The 23,522-nt window shown below is 67.1% G+C and carries 19 protein-coding genes; 7 read left to right on the top strand and 12 right to left on the bottom strand.

From position 1 onward, the window contains the following. The first annotated feature begins 46 nt into the window (after positions 1 to 46). Positions 47 to 1,657 (top strand): IS1182 family transposase, encoded by a 1,611-nt coding sequence (locus BJ970_RS30975; protein ID WP_446689105.1) that lies wholly within the window; start codon positions 47 to 49, stop codon positions 1,655 to 1,657. Between the two features lie 145 nt (positions 1,658 to 1,802). Here the strand turns inward: BJ970_RS30975 and BJ970_RS30970 are convergent, their stop codons facing one another. Genes BJ970_RS30970 through BJ970_RS30955 form a run of 4 tightly spaced genes read right to left on the bottom strand, consistent with a single transcriptional unit; the run spans position 1,803 to position 6,688 of the window. Continuing rightward, positions 1,803 to 3,065: a glycosyltransferase family 4 protein gene (locus BJ970_RS30970; protein ID WP_184730801.1), complete on the bottom strand. Its 1,263-nt coding sequence runs from the start codon at positions 3,063 to 3,065 to the stop codon at positions 1,803 to 1,805. A gap of 5 nt (positions 3,066 to 3,070) precedes the next feature. Further along, a complete protein-coding gene (locus BJ970_RS30965; protein ID WP_184730800.1) occupies positions 3,071 to 4,216 on the bottom strand; it encodes a 2-deoxy-scyllo-inosose synthase in 1,146 nt (381 codons plus the stop codon). Between the two features lie 38 nt (positions 4,217 to 4,254). Beyond that, the gene (locus tag BJ970_RS30960; RefSeq protein ID WP_221468323.1) at positions 4,255 to 5,634 is read right to left on the bottom strand and encodes a DegT/DnrJ/EryC1/StrS family aminotransferase; all 1,380 of its coding nucleotides are present in this window, start codon (positions 5,632 to 5,634) and stop codon (positions 4,255 to 4,257) included. Between the two features lie 31 nt (positions 5,635 to 5,665). Continuing rightward, entirely contained in the window at positions 5,666 to 6,688 is a 1,023-nt protein-coding gene (locus BJ970_RS30955; protein ID WP_184730798.1) for a zinc-dependent alcohol dehydrogenase, read from the bottom strand. Between the two features lie 386 nt (positions 6,689 to 7,074). Between BJ970_RS30955 and BJ970_RS30950 the strand changes: the two genes are divergently transcribed. Together BJ970_RS30950 and BJ970_RS30945 are read left to right on the top strand one after the other, a co-directional pair. Beyond that, positions 7,075 to 10,710 carry a hypothetical protein gene (locus BJ970_RS30950; RefSeq protein ID WP_184730796.1) on the top strand — a complete coding sequence of 1,212 codons (3,636 nt, stop codon included), beginning with the start codon at positions 7,075 to 7,077 and terminating at the stop codon, positions 10,708 to 10,710. A 266-nt stretch (positions 10,711 to 10,976) separates the two neighbouring features. Beyond that, positions 10,977 to 12,206, top strand: a complete 1,230-nt coding sequence (locus BJ970_RS30945) for a glycosyltransferase 87 family protein (RefSeq protein ID WP_184730794.1) — start codon at positions 10,977 to 10,979, stop codon at positions 12,204 to 12,206. 35 nt (positions 12,207 to 12,241) lie between these two features. On the opposite strand, the gene BJ970_RS30940 is transcribed toward BJ970_RS30945, so the two are convergent. Together BJ970_RS30940 and BJ970_RS39155 are read right to left on the bottom strand one after the other, a co-directional pair. Then, positions 12,242 to 12,676: a hypothetical protein gene (locus BJ970_RS30940; protein ID WP_184730792.1), complete on the bottom strand. Its 435-nt coding sequence runs from the start codon at positions 12,674 to 12,676 to the stop codon at positions 12,242 to 12,244. After that, the gene (locus BJ970_RS39155) at positions 12,673 to 12,804 is read right to left on the bottom strand and encodes a hypothetical protein (RefSeq protein ID WP_281399651.1); all 132 of its coding nucleotides are present in this window, start codon (positions 12,802 to 12,804) and stop codon (positions 12,673 to 12,675) included. Before BJ970_RS39155 ends, BJ970_RS30940 begins: the two co-directional genes overlap by 4 nt. Positions 12,805 to 13,778: 974 nt before the next feature. On the opposite strand from BJ970_RS39155, the gene BJ970_RS30935 reads away from it, so the two are divergent. The 4 genes from BJ970_RS30935 (at position 13,779) to BJ970_RS30920 (ending at position 17,821) form a co-directional block, all read left to right on the top strand. Further along, the gene (locus BJ970_RS30935) at positions 13,779 to 14,084 is read left to right on the top strand and encodes a hypothetical protein (protein WP_184730790.1); all 306 of its coding nucleotides are present in this window, start codon (positions 13,779 to 13,781) and stop codon (positions 14,082 to 14,084) included. 108 nt (positions 14,085 to 14,192) lie between these two features. Next, entirely contained in the window at positions 14,193 to 15,452 is a 1,260-nt protein-coding gene (locus BJ970_RS30930; protein WP_184730788.1) for a nucleotide sugar dehydrogenase, read from the top strand. A gap of 142 nt (positions 15,453 to 15,594) precedes the next feature. Next, a complete protein-coding gene (locus BJ970_RS30925; RefSeq protein WP_184730786.1) occupies positions 15,595 to 16,122 on the top strand; it encodes an EF-hand domain-containing protein in 528 nt (175 codons plus the stop codon). 325 nt (positions 16,123 to 16,447) lie between these two features. After that, a complete protein-coding gene (locus BJ970_RS30920) occupies positions 16,448 to 17,821 on the top strand; it encodes a helix-turn-helix domain-containing protein (RefSeq protein ID WP_184730784.1) in 1,374 nt (457 codons plus the stop codon). 76 nt (positions 17,822 to 17,897) lie between these two features. Here the strand turns inward: BJ970_RS30920 and BJ970_RS30915 are convergent, their stop codons facing one another. Genes BJ970_RS30915 through BJ970_RS30890 form a run of 6 tightly spaced genes read right to left on the bottom strand, consistent with a single transcriptional unit; the run spans position 17,898 to position 23,516 of the window. Then, positions 17,898 to 18,320, bottom strand: coding sequence for a DUF6917 domain-containing protein (locus tag BJ970_RS30915; protein WP_184730782.1), 423 nt, complete (start codon positions 18,318 to 18,320; stop codon positions 17,898 to 17,900). Between the two features lie 2 nt (positions 18,321 to 18,322). Next, positions 18,323 to 19,246: a Gfo/Idh/MocA family protein gene (locus BJ970_RS30910; RefSeq protein ID WP_184730780.1), complete on the bottom strand. Its 924-nt coding sequence runs from the start codon at positions 19,244 to 19,246 to the stop codon at positions 18,323 to 18,325. Beyond that, the gene (locus BJ970_RS30905) at positions 19,246 to 20,367 is read right to left on the bottom strand and encodes an Ldh family oxidoreductase (RefSeq protein WP_184730778.1); all 1,122 of its coding nucleotides are present in this window, start codon (positions 20,365 to 20,367) and stop codon (positions 19,246 to 19,248) included. The genes BJ970_RS30910 and BJ970_RS30905 overlap by 1 nt, the downstream gene beginning before the upstream one ends. After that, positions 20,364 to 21,650 carry a M20/M25/M40 family metallo-hydrolase gene (locus BJ970_RS30900; protein WP_184730777.1) on the bottom strand — a complete coding sequence of 429 codons (1,287 nt, stop codon included), beginning with the start codon at positions 21,648 to 21,650 and terminating at the stop codon, positions 20,364 to 20,366. The genes BJ970_RS30905 and BJ970_RS30900 overlap by 4 nt, the downstream gene beginning before the upstream one ends. Beyond that, entirely contained in the window at positions 21,647 to 22,534 is an 888-nt protein-coding gene (locus BJ970_RS30895) for a sugar phosphate isomerase/epimerase family protein (protein WP_184730774.1), read from the bottom strand. Before BJ970_RS30895 ends, BJ970_RS30900 begins: the two co-directional genes overlap by 4 nt. Beyond that, on the bottom strand, positions 22,524 to 23,516 hold the full coding sequence (locus BJ970_RS30890) for a Gfo/Idh/MocA family protein (RefSeq protein ID WP_376775184.1): 993 nt from the start codon (positions 23,514 to 23,516) through the stop codon (positions 22,524 to 22,526). Before BJ970_RS30890 ends, BJ970_RS30895 begins: the two co-directional genes overlap by 11 nt. Positions 23,517 to 23,522 lie beyond the last annotated feature (6 nt).

Genomic DNA, 23,522 nt, shown 5'->3' with positions numbered 1-23,522 from the left:
GTGTGTCGGTGTTCCGTCGGGGTGATCGTTTGGCAGGATGTCGGGGGTGACGTTGGGACGCGCGCCGCGGCAGGGTGATCTGCTGCGATCGACGGTGGATTACTGTGAGGGCCGGGTCGCGGCGGGTTCGATTTATGGGGTGTTGCATCGGGAGTGCTTCAGTCTGTTCCCGGATGAGATGTTCGCGGATCTGTTCACCGATGTGGGTCGCCGGTCGGTGCCGCCGATGATCGTGGCGGTGGTGATGGTGTTGCAGCGTGTCGAGGGCCTGTCGGATCGGGAGGCGGTGGAGCGGTTCGCATTTGACACGCGCTGGAAGTACGCCGCCGGTGGCCTGGATTTCGACTATCCGGGGTTCGTGCACACCGTGCTGGTGGACATGCGGGCCCGGTTGGCCCGCTCGGCTCGGCCGGACCGGATCTTCGAGACGGTGCTGGATGTCGCGCGTCAGGCGGGTCTGGTCGGGTGCAGGAGGGTGCTGGACTCGACCCCGTTGTATGACGCGGTCGCGACGATGGACACCATCACCCTGATCCGCTCGGCGATCCGTGGTCTGCTGGCCACCGCTGAGGCCGGACTGGCCGCCCGGTTGCGGGCGGTGCTCACCTCCGGAGATGACTACGCCGGAGCGGGCAAACCCCTGATCGACTGGGACGACCAGGCCGCCCGGGAGGCGTTGATCGACTCCCGGGCCCGGGACGGGTTCGCGATGCTGACCCTGATGGAAGGCCAGAAGTGGACCAAGTGCGTGGATGAGGCCGCGCGCCTGCTGGCCACGGTGCTGGGCCAGGACCTGACCGAAGACAGCGACGGGGTGTTCCGGATCGCCCGCCGGGTCGCCCCGGACCGGGTCATCTCCACCGTCGATCCCGAAACCCGCCATGGCCACAAAACGCAGGCCCGCGGTTTCGACGGCTACAAAGGACATCTCGCCATCGACCCCGACAGTGAGATCGTCACCGCCACCGAAGTCACCCCCGGCAACAGCGGCGACGCCGAGACCGCCGAGACCCTCCTGTCCGACATCCTGCCCTCCGAAGCCGAAGCCGAAGCCGAAGCCGAAGCCGAAGCCGAAGCCGGGGATGAGGGTCAGGCCGCGGTATATGGGGATGCGGCCTATGGGGCGGGGGAATTGCTGGAAAGGCTGGACGAGAATGGGATCCACAATGGGCTCAAGGTGCAACCGCCGGCTGCGGTGAAAGGCCATTTTCCCAAGGACCGTTTCGATATCGACCTTGAGCAGCAGACCGTGACCTGCCCGGCCGGGCATACCGCACCCATTCGCGCCCGTGAGCGTCACGCTGGGGCGGCCAACTTCGGCGTCGTGTGCGCCACCTGCCCGCTGGCCGCACAGTGCACCACCGCCAAGACCGGCCGCACCATCACCATCAGCCCCCACGAAGCCGCACTGGCCGCCGGTCGTGCCCGCCAGACCGACCCCGCCTGGAAGGCTGACTACCGCGCCACCAGGCCCAAAGTCGAACGCAAGATCGGCCACCTGATGCGCCACCGCCACGGCGGACGACGGGCCCGTGTCCGAGGACTGCGGAAAGTGGCCGCTGATTTCTCGCTGCTGGCCGCCGCGGTCAACCTCGCTCGACTGGGCGTGCTCGGGATAACCCGCAAGGCAGGCGGATGGGCCGTGACGACCGCCTGACCAGACCAACGCCCAGCCCATCACCAACACCACACGTCCTCCCCACCGATAACCGGCACACGCGACACACAAACCCACCGACCACACTCGAAAACGATCGGCAATCACACCCACCGCCCGCCACGCTAAGACCAGAGCAAACACCTCAAAACCCCGTTCGACACCAGCCACCTAGCACGCGTTCGTAGTGCTCCAGTGCGCGCTCGACGCTGCCTCGCAGGCCGAAGGACTCCGCCAACCACGGCCGTCCCGCGCGCACCTCGGCGCGCACGGCATCGGTGTCGGAGAAGACTCGGCCGACGGCCTGCGCCAGCGCCGCGACGTCACCGTTGGGCACCGCGAGGTCCGGGGTCACTCGGCCGACGGTGTCGCACAGGCCGCCAACGGCGTAGCAGGCGACCGGGGTGCCCGCGAGCATGGCTTCGATGGCGCTACCGCCCAGTTCCTCGTGCCGCGACGGCATGACCACCACGTCGGCCGCCGCCATGACCGCCGGAATTTTCTGGTTGGGCAGGAAACCGGTGAAGATGAACCGCTCGGACAAGCCGTGGTCGGCGACCATGCGACGCATGCGGTCCCGCTGCGGCCCGTCGCCCACGACCGCGAACACCACCCGGGCGTCGGCGGTCGACGAAGCGTCGATCATCGTGGCCACGCGCACGAAGTCCGACCAGCCCTTCTCGTGCGCGATGCGACCGACGAACGCCACCACCCTGCCAGAGGAGCCCGCACTCGTCCTGGCGCGGAAGGCCGCCGCCGCAAGTGGATCCGGCGTCGCCTCGGCGAGGTCCACGGCGTCGGGCACCACGTCCAGCCAGTCGCGGGCGAGGCCGGAACGGCTGGCGACCAGGTCCGCGGTGCGCTCGGTCAGCGTGCACACTCCGGCCGCGCCGCGCAGCGTCCGCCGCTCGACCTCCCGGATGATGCCGTGCTGCCACCGGTCCATCGCCGACATCGGTTGGTAGACCGCAAGACGCGAGCAATGCAGCGCGACGGAGTACGGCACGCCGAGGACACGAGAAGCCAGCGGCCCGGCCAGCAAGGCCCACAGCTGCCCGTCGGCGTGCACCTGGATCAGGTCGGGCCGCCAGGTTCGGCGCAATCGCACGCACTCGGCCAGGGCGGCGGCCAACCACGCCTGGTTGAGCCCGACCAGCCCGGTCAGCTCGGAACGGATCCGCGGCAGCGGCGCCCGGGTGATCCGCACGGTGAGCCCGGGGCGGTCCTCCCGGACCCGGGGCAACCCGGGAAAACCGACGGTGAGGACCTGCTGGCGCACGCCGCGCTCCGCCAGTGCCCGCGACAGCCGTAGGATCTGCACCTGCATGCCGCCCACCGAGTCGAACTCGGCGGGCCAGCTGTCGACGCAGTCGTGGTGGAAGAACGGGGTCAGCCGGAGCACGCGCATCGGGATTAGACTCCAGCCGCCGAGGCCGGCGTCGCGGTCCGGGAGGCGATGCCGTCCACCGCCGCGTCGGCGAGACCCACGGGGACCTCGGTCAGCGGGTGGCCCTCCGTCCACAGTGGCTTGCCGGGGGCGGACAGCAGCACCATGGCGCACGTGTCCGCGGCCAAGGAGAGGTAGCCGCGCTTGTTGTCGAACCGGAGCCAGCGCTTCACGTTCGCAATGTCCACATCGGACGTGATCGTCGTCGGCACGCCGATGCGGCCGATCAGATCGTGATGCAGATCCACCAGGTCATCGCCCGCGCCTCCCAGATCGCGCGATATCCCGGCGGCGGCGAGCATTCCCAGCGCCACACCCGCGCCGTGGGCGACGGTCCCGGCGGCGGCGTGCTCGATTGCATGCCCGATGGTGTGCCCGTACTCCAGCACGAGCCCGGTGCCGCGCTCGAACTTGTCCGCCACGGTCACCTGGGCCTTGGCGGCGATGCTCTCCCCGATCAGCCAAGCCATGACCTCGTCGGGATAGCGACCGTCGGGGCGCAGGTTGTCGGCCAGGTAGTCGATCATCGCCGGGCGGATGGCGAGGGCGTTCTTGACCACCTCGGCCGCGCCGGAGCGGACTTCCCTGGCGGGCAGGGTGCGCAGCAGCGCGGTGTCGGCGAGGACCTCCACCGGCGCGTAGAAGGTGCCGATGAGGTTCTTGCCCACCCCCGCGTTGACCGTCTGTTTGAGCGAGAGCACCGAGTCGAGCATCGCCACGACCGTGGTGGGAACCTGCACCAGCCGCAGTCCCCGGAACATCAGCGCGGCCAGCAGGCCGGCCATGTTGCCGGTGACGCCGCCGCCCAGCGCGACCACCACGCTGCGCCGGTCGAGCCCGTACCGCAGCGCCTGCTCGGCGAGCGCGGTCAGCGTGGTCAGGTTCTTTCCCGCCTCCCCGCACGGGTGGGTGAGCAGATGGGTGGGTGCCGCCGCCCGGTCGAGCCGCGCGGCCAGGTCGTGCCCGTACAGTTCGGTGACGGTGGTGTCGGCCATCAGCAGCACGCGGCTGGGCAGCAGCGCGGCGATGTGCTCGATGATCCGGTCCATGCAGTCGGTGCCGAGCCGGAACGGGTAATCGACATCGCCTAGCGAGATGGTGGTGACTTGCATTGTTTCCCCTGTCGAGGTCTGGGTGGCGAAGCGGTGTCTCACCCCACGAGTGCGGGAGTGTGCCGCAGAACCTTGTCGAATGCGGCGGCGATATCGTCCACATCGGACTCGTCACCGAGCAACGCCGCGTGATGGAGGGTGACCAGGCCGCGGCACACCCGATCGCAGACGGGGAGCCGGAAGCGGGACCGGTCGAGCTTGCGCCGGTGCTCTTCACCGAGGGAGTAGCGAGGCCGGCCCTCCGGTGCGTAGAGTCGGTTGGCGGGTAGCGGCGCATACGCCGGGCTCGCCGGGAATCCCAGCTCCGCGGTGATCGCGGCGGTCACCGCGGCGATGTCCGCTCCCGCGAGCAGTTCCTGGGGGATCTCTACAGCATAGGTGTAGTAGGTGCGTTCCGTGGTGGGGGAGGACGTGCTCTGCGGCCGCAGGCCCAGCGCGGACAGGCGCCGGTCCAGCAGGGCCGCATTGGCCGCGCGCAACGCGTTCTCCCCGTCGAGTTCGGGCAGTTGGGTAAGCAGGACGGCCGCCTGGAACTCCGACAGGCAACGGTTGCTGCCCATCAGCTCGCCGGTTTCGACCAGCTCCATGGCTCCCGGTGCCGGCGGGCGCGCGGAATAGCAGCGCCCGTCCGCCCGAAGGTGCTCCATCCGACGAGCCAGCGCGGCATCGGAGGTGATCGCCGCACCGCCCTCACCGCTGGTGAGTACCTTGCTGTTCTGCATGCTGAACGTGCCGACATCGCCGAAGGCGCCAACCTTTCGGCCGGCGTATGACGCGCCGTGGGCCTGCGCGCAGTCTTCGATGATCGGAATGCCCCGCCGTCGCGCCACCGAGAGCAACCCGGACAGGTCGGCTACGGCCGAGTACAGATGGACGATGCAGATCGCCTTCGTGCGCTCGGTAACCGCGTCCTCGGCCGCGGCGGGGTCCAGGCACAGCGTGTCGGGCTCGATGTCGGCGAAAACCGGGACCGCGTTGACGCCCACCACCGTGGACGCCGACGCCACCCAGGAGACTCCGGGAACGATCACCTCGTCGCCCGCGCCGACGCCACACGCCTCAAGGGCCAGCATCAGACTCGCGGTCCCGCTCGCGGCCGGGACGCAGTACTCGACCCCGTGGTAGGCGGCGAACTCGGCGGCGAACCGTCGCTCGAAGGAGTCCACGCCGCGGTACGGGCCGCTGATCGCCCACCGGCCGGAGCCCAGGACGGTGTCCAACGCCGCCGCCGTGCCCGGGGCGGATCGGGGCCATACCGGCCATGGTCGGGTGCGGAGCGCGGGCCCGCCGTGCACAGCCAGCGCCGTGTCGACGGAGTTGGTTGCGGGCATGATGAACTCCCGGTTCACATTCGTGGCCGCTGGGTAAGCGGCGGCGGTGTGCAGCTGCTCGCGGGCGGCGGACGGCCGGCGCTGCACTGTCTATAGTGGAGTGTCGAAGGTGCCTGTTTCAGTCGCCGATGTTGAACACCGAGCGCGTGTTCGCATCCGCCCGGCGCAGCGCGACGTCGAGCGCGGAGTCGAAGTCATCGAGGCCGAACTCGTGACTGAGCAACGGTTCGACGCGCACGGCTCCCAGGGCGATCACGTCGATCGCCTCGGCGAACCGGCCGCCGGGGCCCATGAGTCCGCGTAAGGTGAGGCCCTTCAGCACGGCGTGGCAGGGGGTCATCGGACTGGTCTCCTCGATGCGGTAGCCGACCAGACCGACTCGGCCGGTGGGCCGGGCGATCTCCATCGCTTCCTGCACCGCGACGGGGTAACCGGAAGCCTCCAGCACCACGTCGGGCTCCAGCTCCGGGCGCTTACGTACCAGGGCAGCCAGCGAGCCCGCCGATCCGTCCGCGACGGCGATGGCGCCCATTTCCTTCGCGACGGCGCGGCGCTCCGGCACCGGGTCCGACGCGAGCGTGACCGTCGCGCCCAGATATCTGGCCACTTCCCCCAGCAGCAGGCCGATCCCGCCCGCTCCCAGTACGGCCACCCGGTCGCCGGGGCAAATGTTGATCGTGGCCGCGGCATGCAGCGCGACCGCCAGGGGTTCCACCTGGCACCCCGCACGCAGTGACACCGAGTCCGGCAGCCGGTGCAGATTTCCGGCTGGGATGGTGAGGTATTCCGCGCAGCCCCCGTCCCGAGTGAACCCCAACTCCTGCAGGTTGGCGCACAGCGATGGGCTGCTGCGCGCGCAGGGCGGACAGGCACCGCACGGCACGGTCAGGTCGCCGACCACCCGGGCACCGATCAGGTCGGCGTGGCCGGAGTCGGCGACATCGACGACGGTGCCGCTCCACTCGTGGCCGGGCACGACGGGATAGGTGAAGCCGTGCCACACGCCGCGGTAGAACGACAGATCGCTGCCGCACAACGAGTTGTAGGCAACGCGGATCAGCGCCTCTCCCGCCCCGGGGCAGGGGATGTCCTTGGTCGTCAGGCGGGCGTGCTCCGGAGCCTCGAAGACGATTGCTTTCACCAGACCCCCAGTCTTTGGCCTTGGTTCACAGCTGGAATGCGAAGATGTTTAGTAATTGTCAATAGTATCGATGTGTTCGTTGTACCTTAGTGATCGTTGCCGATCACGCAGAAGCTACCGATCGAGTGAAACTCACCGAGGGTTTTTGTTGAAGTGGAAAGGAAAAGCGGTTCGCGGGCCGTGGGTATGCGATCGGCGACCAGGGAGTTGATCAACTTTCCGGTGAAGTGGCGGTCTTTCGACCGGACGAGTGGACCAGTGCATCCGGAGCTTCGGATGGGGCATGATGGCGCTGCCCGCGCCGCGCGTCGCCTGCACGGAAGCCGCGCGCCCAGGGCACCTATGCGTGCTATGTAGCCGAAGAGATGACTGGGAGAAGGCCAGAAGTGAACCTTGGGGCGGAGTGGGAATCGGCCTACGGAGTCAAGTGCGCACGTCTGCTCGCAATTGCCTCAGACACCGAGATCGGTGCCATCGCACTGCCGGTCTTTCCGGTGAGCCCGGACCCGGCGCGGCGGTTCGCGCGGGAGAGTGAGGAACGGGAACACGCCGATCTCGTGCGGGAATATGCAAAGGACTTGCGTCAGCGTGAACCCGACCTTGCGGCGCAAGTAGCGGCCGAATGCGGGCCCGCGCCGTGGATCGTCCGCAGTTCCGGCGACGAAGACACCGACACCAACGTCAACGCGGGTGGGTACAGCAGCCTGGTCTGCCAGGACCCGGACCTGCTGGCGGATGCCGTCGCGGCCGTGGTGTTCAGCGGCTACTCGCCCGCGGCGCTGGCGCAGCAGCGGTTGATCGACCCGGCATGCCGGCCGCATCCGATCGCCGCGTTCGTCCAGCCGCTGGTCACCGCCGAAGGCAGCGCCGACCCGGGTGAGAGCCCGCTGCTCGCATCCCGGGACGTGGCGGAGATCGTTCGGTGGATTCGGCTGCTGCACCGGCGGCTTGGAATGTCCACTATGGATGTTGAATGGGTCCTGCGGACGGATGCGGGCCTGGTCTCGGGTACTTCGCTCACGCGCCTGGCCAACGGCTCGGTCGCCGGCCGACTCGCGCTCGGCTTCGGCTTCGGAGGAGCGCAGAAGGTGGTCGGCACGGGCAACAGTGTCGTGCTGCTCACGCAGGATTCGGACGGCGCCGTCCTGCCGCTGTGGGAGGGGGATCTGCTGCGACGGGTCACGGTCGATCGAATGTGGACCGTGCAGGCCAGGCCCGCGCCCGGGTTCGAGCCACGTCAGCGGGTGGAAGTCCTGACCGAGGACAGCCGCGCGCAGTGGCGGCGCGCCGACCCATTGCCGGTAGAGGTCGTGGTCTCGCCTTCGGCGGTCGTGCCGGGCGATTTCCTGTCCGCCGTCACGGTGGACGACGCGTGGTCTGCCTACCTCGCACTGGGTCCGGACGAGCGCGAGCGGGTGCGGTACGTCTTCGTCGAGCGTGGTAGCGCCGAGGAGCACGCGGGGTTGATGTTCCGCCAGTGCGAGGTGGCCGTCCTGCGCACCCGCCTCGCCGACATCCCCACCGCGGCGGGCTTCACCTTCGTCGACCCGTGGACCCAGACCTGCTACTTCGGCGATGGCGCCCCCGCCGCGGCGGCCGACCGGGTGCGGACCGAAATCCGCGAGGTGCTGACGGTGCCCGCTGGTGCCCGGCTGCTCATCGAGCGCGCCGATGTCCGCAGCACCGCTAACGGGCATCCGGTGGACGAATCGGACCTTCCGGGCGTCGCCGGGCTTCGTGCGCTGCCCGGACTTCCGCCGTTGGCACTGGCCGGAATCCTTCGCCGCAGCACGCTTCCTGGTGCGGGCTATGTGCGCGACGCCAGTGGAGTCACCTCGCCCGCGTTCACTGCCCGGCTCGCCGAGGAACTCGTGGCCAAGGGGGCGGACGAGCATGCGCTCGCCGTCGTCCTGCCCGCCCACGCGATGCCCTACGCCCGCGCGGTCCTGGCGGCCCGCGGTGGGCTCGACCCGGCGAGAGTGCTGCCACGCATAGCGGCTGCCGCGCCCGATGCCGTCGCGTCTCTGCTGACCGAGCCCGACTTGCGGATCGCGCTCGCGTTGGTCGAGGCAGAGGCGGGGCCGGTGACCGGATCCGTCTTGGGCGTGGTGGCGCAAGCCGCGCTCGCCGCGCCGGTCGAGGTGCTGTCGGCGGTCGCGCACCTGGCACGACTGGCCGACGACCTGGCCGTCTACGAAGACCAGGAGCGCGACGCGATCATCGAGCGGTTCGTCCGATCGCTACCCGCCGATCCGAGACCGGTGTGCGGGCTGGTACTGCGGTCCTCGCTGGCCCCGGCCGAGACGGTGGACCTGGCGCTGGCGACCGTCGACGATCCCGAGCTGGCGGCTGCCTACGACGCGCTCCGTACCGCCATGCACCAGTTCTCGGCTCGCGCCACGTTGTCCAGCGTGGCCGCCGCAGGGCAGACGCTCAACCGCGCCTACGACGCGGTAATCGCCATCGGACGGGGAAAACCAGAGCTCCAGCCCGTGCTCGACTTGGTGCGCTGCGACCTCGTCGAGGTCTACGACGCCGCGGCCAAGGCGGTGCTGTTGACTCTGGTCGACGACCCGGACCCGGTCCGCCACCGCATCTACCTCGACGGCCTGTCCGCGTGGCTGGATCTCGCCGAGCGGTTCGAGCTGGATGCCCGCGAGCGCAGCGCGGTAGCGGCCTTTAATGGTTTGATAGCCTGCTGGCGGTCCGAGCCTCCGGCGACCGATTACCTGATCGAGGAACACGTGCCCTGGCAGGTCGTCCTCGACGATGCCGGCACTTACCGCCCGCCCAATCCGCACCACCTGCACAACACCCTCCACCAATGGCTGCTGGCCAGGGTCTCCCGGTTCCCGGTCGATCGCGCGCCATCGCGACTGGCGGCGCTGCACGAATTCGCCGATCGATTCTGCCAGGGCGGGCCGAAGCTGCTGCGGTTCGGGGGCGAGGGGTTCGAGATCGAGATCCCGCTCTCGGTGCACAAGGCGAGCCTGGTGTTCCGGCCCGCCGTGGTCGAGGTCGAGTGGGCGGAGCAGCCGGGTGTGCCCGACGACGAACTCGCCCGGCTGGCGGCGTTCGAGTTGATCCTGAGCCGCTTCACGCAGTGGTTCCCCGATGTGGAGTTCGCGGCGGATCGCGCCTGCCAGGCCGGAACGTGGACGCTGCGTATCCGGGCCCGCAGGCCCGGCGACGGTGGCCGGCTGGGCATCGACGGGATGACCGCCGCGCTCGTCCGGCTGCGCACCCTGTTCGACACGTCCTTCGACTTCGCCTACATCCCCAACGACGACATCGCCGACCTGACCTTCGCCGATCCGCGCTGGCGCACGGTGTTCAGCGCGCTGTTCGACCTGCGGGCCGAGACCGATGACACCGACCAGTACGAGATGGTCGAGGTCCTGCCGCTCGGCACGTTCTTCACCGGGCTGTGCCTGCACCCGCGCACCCGGGCCGCCGTCCTAGCCGCCGTGGACGCCGGCCCGGCCGCGGCGGTGGACGAATTTCTCCGGCTCCGCCGGGAGTTGGATGTGCAGACCGACCCGGAGACCTGGGCGGTCGACCACTTCGGCGTGGGGCACCTCGGTGTGGCCATCGCCGCGCTGTGGCCCGTCGAAGCCTTGGCCGCGGTGCGGGATCACCCCGGAGTCGACGAGCTCGCGGCGACCGTGCTGCGCCGACGGGACTTGCGCGACCGGATCGCGAGCGACCCCGCGCTGCGGCGAGTCGCCCTGCGGCACACGCCGCACCTGGTACTGGAGGCGCGCAACGCCGAGGCCACCGGCCGTGAACTGCTGGCCGCACCCAAGGCACACCGAAGGGCCAAGCAATACCTGGTCCACCGCTATGCCGACCGCCTGGACGCGACAACACTGTCCGCCCTCGTCGCCGACCTCGAAGTGGTGCCATTCGGACACACCGACCGTCAGGAGAGCGTGCTGGCTCGCTGCGTCAAAGAGGTCGGTGACCGGCGCCGGGTCCCCATCCGCCGGTTGCTCGATGAGACCGCGCTGAGCGTCGGCTGAACGCCGCCCCGACCCTCAACCGCGGTGTGTGGCCGTCGGCTTTTCGCCGACGGCCACACACCGCGGCCACTTAATGGGGCCACTTGATGGCTTGGACAGCGATCACCAAGCGCCGCAACCGTTTTCACGCTTCCCGAAGGTTTTAGGAATTTTCCTTGAGTAGAGCCGAAAACATCGGTTGCCGCGCGCTTTTCATTCACCATTCGGCGGATCCCCCGACAATGTCTGCGATGACTATGCTCCGGTGGTGATTCCAAGGAGGATCGATGCCGGCCTCAGGATCTGATGAGAAGTCCCATCGCCACGCAGCGCCGGCATGGTTGGCGCTTATCCTCTCCGGTGCGCTTCTCGTTGTCGCGTATGGGTATTCCCTGTGCTGGGCCTTCGTCCAGGGCGTGGGTATCGATGAACCACTCCAGTACGACCTGGACATCTACCGTTCGGCGATCGCCGAACGAGCGGCTGGCAACTCCCTTTACGACTATGCCAATGCCGTGCACGACTCCTTCAACTATCCGCCGTTCGCCGCGCTGGTGCTGTGGCCGCTCTACTGGCTCGGGAAGCACCCGAGCGCCATCGTGTGGACGATCATCACGCTGGCCGCGACCACGCTCATGGCCGTGCTGCTTGAGCGTGCGGCGCGCGGTCCCTGGAGGTTCAATGGGAACTCGATCCGCCAGAAGTTCCCCGCGTTCGCGATACTGCTGGCGCTGTTGCTGGTCAGCTCCGCAAGCCTGTCGAACCTGCTCTGGGGCCAACTGGGTGCCCTGCTAACGGTGCTCGTGCTCGTGGACGTGCTCGGGCTCCTGCCGAGATCGCTCACCGGCGGGCTCGTCGGCCTTGCCGCCGCCGTCAAGCTCACGGCGCTGCTGTTCGTCCCTTACCTGCTTGTCTGCCGGCGGTATCAAGACGCCTTCCGGGCATCGTTGGTATTCGTCGCTGCCGCCGTGGTCGCCTGGGGCGTGTTCCCGGATGATTCATGGCGCTTCTGGTCGTATGAGTTGACGCATATGACCAGTCGGGTGTGGGACATCGGGCATCTTGAGAATCAGTCGCTCTACGGGCTCGTGTCCAGAGTTGGCCTCGATGCGTCCGTCACCAGTGCCGTGTTCGGTGTTCTGGCGGTTGGCGTACTGGCTTTCTGGGCGACCCAGACGCGGCGCCTTCTCACGCGTGATCCGGTGTTGTCGGCGATGGTCACGGGATGCGTGTCATTGCTGCTCTCGCCCATCACGTGGGTGCATCACATGTACTGGGTCGTCCTGCTCGGGGGCTGGCTCGTGCTGAAATATCGAAGCCTGTTGCGCCTAATCGGGGCGATGACGCTCCTGCTGATGCTACGGCCGATGGCGTGGGACGAAGTTCTCGTGCAGGACGACATTTTCGCCGTAATCAATGGCAATAGCTGGCTACTCGTGGTTGTCATCGGGATCTTCGTGGTGCCGTTGTTGATCCGGCAAGGGAAACGTGAACGCGCCGACGCCGTCGCTACCTGATCGTCCCAGCAGGGAAACGCCAACCCTGCACGGGTTCACATCTCGTCGAGGTCGATCGGCCCGGCACCCCAGACGTTTTGGTCGTGCTTCTCGTCGCTCGCCGGGCGGTAGGCGAGTTTCGACTTGACCTTGACGGGGTCCAGCGTGGGTTCCTTCTGGAGCAGCAGCGCGACCACGCCCGTTGCGCTTGTCCATGAGGTGGTAGAGGTCGATCTCCCACCCGTCCAGTTCGTTCGTCGTGTACTGCTTTCCCGCGTGATCACGGATTGGAGCGGTGTCCGCTTCCCGCTGGGTGCCTCGAACGCGATCTCGATCTCGTCCTTGCCGGCATACCAGCCGAACACGCCGAACGAGCCGTACTTCTTGTCGAAGCCGTAGTTGCAGGGAATCGACGTCTCGTCCTTGCTCACCTCGGCTTCCGCCCGGATGGGGTTCGAACCGTCGTTGCCCGTGGAGCAGCACACGATCACGCCCGCACCGCCGTCTCGAATCCCGCGAGGTCGTGCTTGTCGACGCGGTCGGCGAGGCCCTCTCGGCCGGATTCCACGTACGTGTCGTAAGCGCGCGCAAGTGACGGAGCAAGTTTTGCGTAGTCCACGGTGCCCTCCGCGGGAAGTCCGGTGTGGTGGCCCTTTCGTTCACCGTGGCCGGGCGACATTCGATTCGCTCTCCGGGAAGCCGAAATCCACCCATGCGGCGACGTTCACACGACCGGAAAAAGTCTACTGTGTACAGACGATGCGCGCGGTCGTTGGCGACTGGCCATCCTCGATCTCGGTCGGCCTCTCCATGGCGTTCGCCTGAGCCGATCCTGCCCGTTGACCACATGGTTCGACGAGCGATCCGGACGGTGGCGGGAGGGTACCGATCTTGCGCGCATGAATCCAGCGCGAAGTCGGGTTCCTTCCCTACTTAATCAAATCGGGTGATCATGAGCGTTGCGATGGGGTGATCGGAGCGGGCTGAATGCGGAACCTGAGCCACTTTCGGTCGGTTTTTCGCAGGTCATGGGTGAAATGCGCGCCATCGCATCCGGCTTCGGGTAGCGGGTCCGGAGGTTTCGCTGGGGCGCTATCGTCCTCACAGACGGCACCCCGAGTGCGGTGGGCCGGCCGTCGGAGGATTAGGGGATCGGCTCAAGTTCGGGGTCCGGTTCAAGTTCAGGGGGAGGGCAATGCGAATCCTTCGTGTGCGCAGGCTGCGGCCTGTACCACGCGACCTTGGCGCTGATCGGGAACATCGGGGCGTCCGGAGCCGGGCTCCAGGACGTGAATCATGCGCCCGTGGTGGATAGCGAATCGTGGTATTCGGGCAAGGCAAGCCGCAGGTTTTGATCTCGATCCTGGCTGCCTTGGTGGCGCTGGTGAGTGTTGATGTGTTGTCCGCGAGGAACGCGCGGGGACAATGAAATCCGCGCATGCCAATGGTTTGCGACGTACCGAAGAAAATACGTACCAACAAGGAAAATCACCGAGCGTGACCTGTTCGGGTGACCTTGATCCAGACCATCGCCAAACCCTTACCCGCTAGATAGCATACAGTTTAGTTATTCAATCTTGGGAGGAAGTCACGATGCGTAGAGTCGGTTCTGCCTTGATCGCTGGTTGCGTTGCGGTCCTCGCGATTGTTGCCACCGCAATTCCGGCCGCGGCGGCCACCGGCGAAGTCGTCGTATTCGAGAACGAATTCACCAAGCTGACGAGGTACCAGAACCCCGACGGATGCAAGAAATTGCCCGCGGCGGCGCACGTGCTGAACAACGAGACTGACCAGCCCGTCAAGATCTACGGGGATCCGTTCTGCCTTGGCCCCAGTCTGACGGTCCCGCCCGGCATGGGTTCGCACGTCGCAGCCGGTAGCGGCAGTTTCTCCGCCTGATTCGGCTGACCACCACCACGATTCCTGGCGGCGTTTCGCCGGCGTCGCCGGGAGTCGGCCCCTTTTCGTTCGGTAAGGCGGGAACGATCTTCCCGCGAGGAGTATTCAATGCCTGTTGATCTCGTCGTGGTCGGGTTAGGCTACGTCGGGCTTCCGCTTGCGCGGCGGTCCTGCTCGGCGGGATTGTCGACCGTGGGTTACGACGTTTCCGCCTCGGTGGTGGACGGCCTGAACGCCGGTCGTTCGCACATCAGCGACATCAGCGAAGCGGATATCGCCGAAATGCGATCGGCGGGCTTTCGCGCCACCTCGGATCCCTCGGCCATCCACGGTGCCGAAACGGTCGTGATCTGCGTGCCCACCGGGCTTTCGGCGGACGGTCAACCGGACCTTGGGGCGGTGCGGGCGGCGTCTCGCAGCGTGGCTGCCCACCTGCGGGCGGGCACCCTCGTGGTGCTGGAGTCGACCAGTTACCCTGGTACCACTGAAGAAATCGTGCGCCCGATCCTGGAGCGGGAGAGCGGACTGCGGGTCGGCGAGGATTTCCACCTCGCGTTCTCCCCGGAACGGATCGATCCGGGCAATGCGCACTTCGGAATCCACAACACTCCGAAGGTGGTGAGCGGCTGCACACCGCTGTGCGCCAAGCACGCCGTCGCTTTTTATGGTCGGCTGGTGGAAACGCTGGTGGTGTCGCGGGGAACTCGTGAAGCCGAGATGGCGAAGCTGCTGGAGAACACCTACCGGTACGTGAACATCGCCCTGGTCAACGAGGTCGCCCTGTTCTGCGATCAGATCGGGATCGACGTGTGGGATGTCCTGCACTGCGCCGCCACGAAGCCGTTCGGGTTCGCTCCGTTCAGTCCGGGCGCCGGGGTGGGCGGTCACTGCATCCCGGTCGATCCTCGGTACCTCGCGGCCAAAGCCGATGTCGAGGGCTTCTCGTTCCGGATGCTCTCGGCGGCCCAGGACGTGCTGTCCCGAATGCCGGAGCACGTCGTCGGCCGCGCTACGGCGCTGCTCTCCGAGCTCGGAAAACCGTTGCCCGGAGCCAGGGTCGTATTGCTCGGTGTCTCTTACAAGCCGGACGTCGCCGACACCAGGGAATCACCTGCCGCACCGGTGGCGAGGGGACTCCGGGAACGAGGCGTCGAGGTCGTCTACCACGACCCGCACGTGCCGGAGTTCGGGGTGGACGGCCTGCCAATGAGCCGCGTGGCCAGCCTGGTCGCGGCGTTGGCCGGCGCGGACCTGGCGATCTTGCTGCAAGACCATAGCTGTTTTGATATGTCGTTGCTGGCGCGAGCGGATTGCACGCTGCTGGACACCCGCGGAAAAGTGGCCGGCGCACGGGTCACGCTGCTTTAAATGTATGCCCCGGAAGTACAAATCAATTCGGGGAAATTCCGATCTTGCGACGAGCTCGACCGAGCTCGCGTGGGACGACGTCCAAGACATCCTTGGCGTCGTGTTGAGTAGTTGAATTCTGATAGGGAAGGAAATCGCGACGATGACTACTGCCATCGCCAACGACCGCCTGCTCAAGCGCTTCGAGAAGTGGGACTCCGACGCCAGCGGGACTCTCGAGCGCGGTGACTTCGAGATGGAGGCCATCAAGGTCGCCCGTGCCTTCGGCAAGGACCTCGCCTCGGCCGAGGCGAGGGCGCTGACGGATGCCTTCACCGGGCTGTTCGACTACCTGGCGCAAGAGGCGGGCACCGCAGACTCGATCTCCCGGGGCGACTTCGTCCGCGTCAACGAGAACCTGATCTTCGAGCAGGGCGAGGCGAGCTTCAACCGCGTCCTGGGCCCCGTGGTGCAGGCCATCGTTGGTCTCTGTGACAAGAACGACGACGGCCAGATCAACGCGGAGGAGTTCGCCTCCTGGCTTTCCGGGGTCGGCATGAGCCGTGCCGAGGCGCAGGACGCTTTCGCCAAGGTAGACACGAACGGCAACGGTGAGCTGTCGGTCGACGAGTTGCTCGCCGCGGTGCGAAAGTACCACTTCGGTCAGCTGGACGTCGAGCTGCTGGGCTGACATGCGTGATTAAGCGGCCGGTGGCCCCCAGCGGGGGTCACCGGCCGCGACGCATATGCCTGGTGGTGTAGGGGGTTCACGGACACGGGCCAGTACGGCACGGTACGACGCTTCTGGCGTCCGTCGTCCCACAACCGCGGTGGTACAACTGTCGTTGTTGCGCGACACGCTTGGGTGCGTTACAGGTGTGATGGTTTCCAGAATCCACCTGTTTTCCCAAATTGTGAGGAACTCTCGAATGCGGCGTCGGTGCACCGAGTGTGGTTCGTGTTTGCGCGCAGGCAATTCCGATTCGACATGTGCCCCGTGCAGCCGGACAAAGCCGGTGGTTCCGGCGGGCTTCTACGACGCGCCCGAGCTCCAGCGCGCTCTCGGGAATTACGAGTTCTGCCAGGTGTTTCGGGCCGTGCGCAAGGCCGCAGGGCTGTCGCAGCAGCGGTTCGCCGAACTCACCGGCCTCACCCAGCAGATGGTCTCGCTGGTTGAACGAGGCAAGCGAAATCTGCGGGACGTACTACTTGTCGCACGACTCGCCAACACGCTACGGATACCGCCTCATCTGTTGGGTTTTGGCACCGAATCTGGCAACCTGGACCTCAATAGGGAGGTGAGCCGAGTGGAACGCAGAGATTTCCTCTCGATCGTCCTCGGGATCACGATGAGCTCCACGCTCCATCCCGATATCGCCCGTCTGAGTGAGATGCTGCCCTCTCAGGCCGAATCGGTACCGCGACGCCGCATCGGGGTAGCCGATGCCGAAGCAATCGAGAACACGGCCGACTGGTTCCGCCAAACCGTCGGTGCACAGGGCGGCGGGTTGATCCATTCGGCCGCCCTGGCACAGCTGCAAGCGGTCCGTTCCTTCGACGACGCACTCTGCACAGAGGAGGTCCGGGCACGGGTCGACCTGGCGATCGGGTACCTGGCGTGGATCGCGGGCAAGGCATCTTGGGACATCGAAGCGCTCGATCAGACCAAGCAGCTGTTGCTTTTCGCCCTCAACCGCGCCAAGCGCGCCGAACAACACCCTCGCAGCACCGACCTGACGATCGCGGTGCTACTCGACGCCTCGTACCATGCCCTGCGAGAGGGCCACGACCCCAGCCACCAAGGGCGCTCGGCGCTGCGCCTGGTCGAACACGGCTTCAACGTCGCTAACACCAGCCTCCACGGCGCGAGCACGAGCGTACGCGCCGATCTCTACACCAATCGGGCTTTCTGCCACGCTACGCTCGGCAATGCTGACCAGTGCCACGACTCGTTGAACATGGAGGGCGAGACGTTCGCGACGATCCAGCCGGACACCGTGCCGCCCTGGCTCCGCCACATCACCGAAGCCGAAATCGCGTCGCACCGGGCGTATTCGATGCATCTGCTGGCCCGCACCCAGCCCGAGTTCGTGCCGACAGCGGTCGAACAGCTGGACGTCGTTGTCAACGATTCCGATCTCACCTACGCTCGAACGCGCGCGGTCCAACTGACGAACCTGTCCGAGCTCTACATCCGCGGCGGAGACCTCGACGCCGGCATGCGGATCGGCCAGGAAGCGATCGCGGCGGTCAACGGGCTTTCGTCACGCCGGAGCCGGAACCGTCTGCAGGCCATTGCCGACGCCGCCGAGCCGTTTGCCGCGAAATCATCAGACATGGCGCAATTGCGCACGGAAGTTCACGCCGCCGTGCACGAGACCCGGGTATAACCCAACACTGGGTTGGAGATTGGAAATCAACGTGCTGATTTCCATTGAAATCGCCCGTCTGTTGGGTTTTGGGTGATCAGGAGGCGGCGACCAGAGCCGGGTTGAAGCCGACCCGCATCTCCGGGCGCAGGCCCAGCTCGCCACCGGTGAGAAGGCGTTCGGTCCGGATGAGGATGTTGTAGTGGTTGGGGAAGTGGCAGGCGTCGAAACCCAGCACGGTGCCGATCAAGCTGTCGTCGATCCAGAACTCGTCGCCGCGATCGATGACTCCCGCGCAGCCGAGTTCGGCGAAGCCGAGGAAGCCGACGCGGTCGATGCGAGAACCCGGTGCGGTCTCCCGGTGATCGGTCGTGACCAGCTCGTGGACTTCGCCGCGGCGCACACAGCGGCTCGCATGCGGTTCGAGCGACATGCCGCGCTCGGTCCGCCGGTGCAGCAGGACTTTGACGAGGGTCCCTCGCACCGCTCGCTTGGCGCCGTCCTCGTCGTAGTTTGTCACGATCACTCCTGGACTATCGTTGTGGACCGTTGTTTGCGATAGCTCGCCTCCACCAGCTCCAAGGCGGCGAGCCCGTCGCTCGTGGTGGACCCGGTCGAGACGGTGTCGGCGAAGTCTTCGAGGATGCCGACGTACTCGTGCCACAGTGAGGATTTGAACCCCGAGTGGTGTGCCAGCATGTCGGCCCGCAGCACGGTTCCGTTGTCCAGCCGCACTTCGACGTCCTTAATTTCGCCGGGGTACGACCAGTCGAGTTCGACCGTGGCGGCGTTGCCTTCCGCCGACCGCAGCTCGATGAGAGCATGGCGGTCGATCCCCGCCTCGTCGTGCCGGACATCCGCGCCGGACACCTCGACGTCGCCGAGAAACTGGCGGACGAGGTCGAATGCGTTCGGACCGTTGTCCGCTACGCATCCGCCACCGCAGCGCTGCGGATCGAGGTACCAGGTATCCGAACCGATATGTTCCTCGATGCGTTCGAGATACCGGACACGCAAGGATTCGATGCGAGCATCAGCGGGCAGCTCCCGTCGCAGGGCGAGCACATTGTCGTTGTAGCGCCGGTGAAACGCGGTGAAAAGTGGGATTCCTCGTTCGCGAGCCAAGGCGTCCAGCTCACGCCCTTCGATGCCGGAGATGGCCAGTGGCTTCTCCACGCAGACCGGGATCCCGGCAAGCAGCGCGTCCCGGCAGACCTCGGCATGCGCGTCATTGGGAACCGTGACAACGACGGCGTCGAGGTCCGCCGCTGCCAGCATCGACCGGTGGTCGCGGTAGCAGGGGGCGTGTTCGCGGTGCGGCGCCAGTGCGGAATCGCGCACATCACACACCGCGGCCAACTCCCAGTGCGGCAACCGGGTCAATGCGGCGAGGTAGAACTTCGAGATGACTCCGAGCCCGACGATGCCGATGCGGCGTGCCGACATCAGATGGCTCCGTTGGCCGGGCCGACGACCCCGAGGTCGCAGAGTTCTTGGTAGAGGCGAATCGGGATCTGGATGCCGTCGCGCAGCCGAGTCCGGGCGCGTTCTGCCTCGTGCCAGCCCGGATAGCGCACCGGGGCCCCGTCGTCGCCCGCGGGGCAGGCCAGCAGGGTGCCGAACAGCGAGCGCACTATGTCGTGGAAATCGTCCTCGGGCCGCAACTTTTCAGGTGCGATGGCGAGGAGGAAGAATCCAATGTCGTCGTCGCGGCCATGTGGGCGACCGTCGCCATTAAGCGCTTCGGGGGCGGGGCCGAGTGCCGCTCCCGATAGTGCGGCGGCGAGCAGTTCGACGGCCAGTCCCAGGCCGAACCCCTTGTCGGCGCCGGTGCTCGGGTCGCCACCGAGCCAGCGCAGGTGGGCGTCGCCGCCGTCGAACGCGGTCGGGTCGGTCACCGCATTTCCGGCGTCGTCCTGGAGCCACCCCTCGGGAATGCGCTCGCCGCGATGCGCGTAAAGGCGGATCCGCCCGGTTGGGACCACCGTCGTGCTCATGTCCAGGACGAACGGGTAGCCGTCGAGAGCGGGTGCCGCGACGCTGAGCGGGTTGGTGCCGAGCATGGTGACGGCACCTCGGGGCGGCCGGGCGATCCGCTGGCCGCCGCAGTTGCTCGCCACCACACCGATCATGCCTTGCTCCGCGGCGCGGGCCGCATGGAACCCGGCGCAGCCGAAATGCGTCGCGTTGCGGACCGAGACCAGCCCGATGCCGTGTTGCCGGGCGCGCTCGACCGCGGAGTCCATCGCCTCGGCGGCCGACCACAGCCCGAGCGCGCGATTCGAGTCGATGACCGCACAGGCACCCAGATCCGTGACGATCCGGGGTTCCGCGACCGGGTCGACCCGCCCGGAGTCGAACAGTGGCAGGTACAGCCTTCCGAGGTTGAACACGCCGTGCGACTCCATCCCGGCCAGATCGCCGTAGCAGAGGGCGGTCGCAGCGGTGGCGGCGCGTGCTCGCGGAACCCCGCGGCGGACGAATAATTCGGCTACTGCGGAGAGGAGGTCGTGGTAGCCGACGACCACCGCCTCCGCCGCCGCGACATCGGTTCGCTGGACTGTCATGCAGGTCTCCCCATTTCGGAAAAGGTGGTGAGCAGTTCGGCCACGGTGGCGGCGAATGCCTCCAGATCCACCAGGTCGACGAACTCGCCCGACGCGTGGGCGTTGTTGTTCTCCAGGCAGCCAGGTCCGAGCACCGCGGTGAAGGTATCGGCAATGCCGTCCATCCAGATCGCGTCGCAGGTGAACGCGGGTTCCTCGGCGGGCCACCGGACAACCCCGACCGACCGCAGGATCTCTTCGGCCCACGGGTCGTGATTGTGCAAGCAGGGCATGCCGCGCTTGGTCCAGGAGAGCTGGGTGATGGCAGCCGCGTCGGCGGCGGTGCGCGCGAACTCCCTGGTGTTGCCGAACCGGTCGGCGAATTCGCGGACACCGGAGTCGACCGCTTCGGCCACCGCTTTCTCCAGCGCCGCGCCCGCTGCCGATGACGCGTACGAGAGATTGAGCAGCAGTCGTCCTCGACCGTAAACCCGGTTGTGCATGTCGCCGGTGTGCAGTCCGGCGACACATACCCGGCCATCGCGCACAGCGGAATCCAGCTCCTTGGCCAGGTGTTGCGCGAGGAAACCCAGCAGTACGGTGGCGTTGTGCCCGGCGTCTGGCCGGTCGTCGATCGAGCCCTCGCCGTCCACGGCGATGCACGCGGTCATCGAGGCGGTGGACCGCGGAAGGTACCGCAACCCGGTCGGCTCGCAGAAAACGTTGACGCGGCCGAAGAAACCGGCCTCGACCAGTGGCCGTGTCCCGTACGTCCCCAGCGCGCCGCCTTCCTCACCCGACACGGCCTGGATCAGCACCGCTACCTCGCGGCCGATCGCGCTGTTCGCCGTTGCGGCCGCTCGCACCCCGGCCAGCAGAGCCACCGCGGGCCCCTTGGCATCCACCGCCCCGCGCCCGGTGAATCGGGAGCCGTCGAAACCGACGGATTCGAGCCCGGCAACCGTGTCGAGATGCACGTTGAACATCACCGTCGACTCACGCGGCAGTTCCGGGCCCAGGCGAAGCACCAGGCTCGGCTGCTGTGCCAGGAACTCGCGTTCTTCAGCGGCGACGCGCACCGCCGTCGGCACATCGTCGCGAAGCATCGAATCGACAGCGGGAGCAGCATGGTGCACGACCCGCATGCCGAACGCCCCGGCGGCAGCCGCGTAAGCGCGCTGTGCCTGCCACAGCTGCGGGGGGCCATCGTCCGGTCCCGCCTCCAGCGGACCGACGGTCGGAGTCCGCAGCAGTCGCAGCAGGAGTTCGTGGTCAGTTTCGCGCAGTAGGGCGGGGTGCCTCATCGGCCGGTACCGCAACCGGACAGCTTGGGCAGCACCGCATGGTCCAGCAGGCGGCTCAGCCGTTGACCGGCTCGGATGAACAGCGTTGCCGCATCGCCGACGGCTTGCAGGTTCTCATGGGGCCGTGTCGCCAGGTGGGGTTCCAGGGACAGCACGCCCGAGTATCCGGCGGCCAGCAGGAGTCGAAGGCATTCGGCTACCCGAGCGTCGCCGTCACCGGGCAGCGTGTACGCGGTTCCTTCCGGTGTGGACACGGCATCCTTGACGTGCACGTGAGCCACGTGCGGAAGAATCTTCACCAGCAGATCGGATGCGTCGTAGCCGTGTGGCACCCCGTTGCCCGTGTCGAACAACAACTTCAGCGCGGGACTGCCGACTTCATCGAGCAGGCGCAGCATCCGGTCGGCGCTATGGCCGGCCCACCCGGCGCAGTTCTCGTGCAGCAGCGTGACGCCCAACTGCTCGGCGCGGCGGGACAGCGCGGCGATCCTTTCGAGCACTCGCCCGGCCCAGTCAGCCTCCGTCAGGCCGTCATTCGGATAGGACATGATCCTGATGTACCGGCAATCCAGCGCGGCGCACTGGTCGGCAAGCGTGTCCAGCTCGGCCAGCTCCTCGTCGAACGGCACGCTGATCGGCCGGGCCCAGTTACCGATCCGGGAAGCCAGGCCCACCACCTCGATCTGTTCCGCCCGCAGCCGGTCGGCGACCCTCCGGAAGGCATCGGGATCGAGGTCGCCCATCGCCGTGGCGTCCACGGCGCGAAGTTCCACCGCGCGCCAATCAAGGGCGCGGATCGCGGCCACCTGTCCTTCGAAGTCGACGGCCGCCTCATCGCCGATTCCGGCGAGCCGCCTCACCGGGAAGCGCAGTTCACTGTGCATGCTCAACCTCTCCGGGCGATCGCGGTGCGGCACCGCAGTGCTCCTTGGCCTCGCACAACAGGCGGACCACCTCGCAGTGCAACGCGAGGTCGGATCGCCGGCCGCGATGAAAGTCCTGGTACGTGCGCCGCATGAAGGCGGTTAGCGCGTCGTCCCGGAAAACCTCGTACCGAGGCCGATCGCCTTCGACGATCAGCTGTGCGTGGTCATCGTTCTCGCTCAACGGGTAGTGGCCGGTTACCCGGCCGTTCTCGAATTCCAGGGTGATGCTGCGTTGCTGGACGGGTGAGGTGAGATCGGAGGTGATCTCGGTTCGCACGCCGGAGCCGTGTCGCAGTGCCAAATGTGCACTGCCGAGTCGCGGGCGAATGACGTCGGTACAACGCATGTCGGTGCATCGCGCGTCGAGGAGTTCGGCGGGGCCGGCCAGGTCGATCGCGACGCCGAGGGAGTGCGGTACCTCCACGTCGAAGGCAGTCGGATGTCCCTGGGTGGTCGATGACCGCAAGAAGCGTGGCTTGTGCTGGACGGCCCGGATCGAGCGCAGCGCTCCGAGCTCCCGGCCCTGCATCAGGGTGCGCAACTCGCCGGTCAGCCGCGCGGTCAACCAGTGTGAGACCACCGCGAGGTCGAGTTCGTGCCGCCGGCACAACCACAGGATCTCATCGAGTTGCCCGCGGTCGACTGCCAGCGGCTTCTCGACGAGGAACCGGCGGAACCCGTGCTCGACCAACTCGCGGAGCACGGATGTCCGCGACGACGGCGGAGTGCAGATGTGGACCACGGTGGACGACAACGGGACCAACAACGACGCGTCGCTGATCGAGTCGGCGATCGTGACGCCGGCGAGGCCGTGGCCCGCTTCTGGCCGCGGATCGCAGGCGACGGGTGTGCCGCTCAACAGCGGGCCCTCCGGTGCGCTGGCCATTCGCGAGAGGACTTTCAGGTGGAGCCCTGCGCCGGATCGGCCTAAGCCGATCACGAGGGG

It is taken from the genome of Saccharopolyspora phatthalungensis (assembly GCF_014203395.1).
In the GTDB taxonomy this organism is placed as follows: Bacteria; Actinomycetota; Actinomycetes; order Mycobacteriales; family Pseudonocardiaceae; genus Saccharopolyspora; species Saccharopolyspora phatthalungensis.
The sequence above is the reverse complement of the archived record's forward strand: the minus strand, read 5'-3'. Positions and strand labels throughout refer to the sequence as shown.

Excerpts from the sequence above, each read along its gene's own strand:
- BJ970_RS30970 (WP_184730801.1), bottom strand. The coding sequence starts at position 3,065 with ATGCGCGTGCTCCGGCTGACCCCGTTCTTCCACCACGACTGCGTCGAC.
- BJ970_RS30965 (WP_184730800.1), bottom strand. The coding sequence starts at position 4,216 with ATGCAAGTCACCACCATCTCGCTAGGCGATGTCGATTACCCGTTCCGG.
- BJ970_RS30945 (WP_184730794.1), top strand. The coding sequence starts at position 10,977 with ATGCCGGCCTCAGGATCTGATGAGAAGTCCCATCGCCACGCAGCGCCG.
- BJ970_RS30935 (WP_184730790.1), top strand. The coding sequence starts at position 13,779 with ATGCGTAGAGTCGGTTCTGCCTTGATCGCTGGTTGCGTTGCGGTCCTC.
- BJ970_RS30930 (WP_184730788.1), top strand. The coding sequence starts at position 14,193 with ATGCCTGTTGATCTCGTCGTGGTCGGGTTAGGCTACGTCGGGCTTCCG.
- BJ970_RS30925 (WP_184730786.1), top strand. The coding sequence starts at position 15,595 with ATGACTACTGCCATCGCCAACGACCGCCTGCTCAAGCGCTTCGAGAAG.
- BJ970_RS30910 (WP_184730780.1), bottom strand. The coding sequence starts at position 19,246 with ATGTCGGCACGCCGCATCGGCATCGTCGGGCTCGGAGTCATCTCGAAG.
- BJ970_RS30905 (WP_184730778.1), bottom strand. The coding sequence starts at position 20,367 with ATGACAGTCCAGCGAACCGATGTCGCGGCGGCGGAGGCGGTGGTCGTC.
- BJ970_RS30900 (WP_184730777.1), bottom strand. The coding sequence starts at position 21,650 with ATGAGGCACCCCGCCCTACTGCGCGAAACTGACCACGAACTCCTGCTG.
- BJ970_RS30895 (WP_184730774.1), bottom strand. The coding sequence starts at position 22,534 with ATGCACAGTGAACTGCGCTTCCCGGTGAGGCGGCTCGCCGGAATCGGC.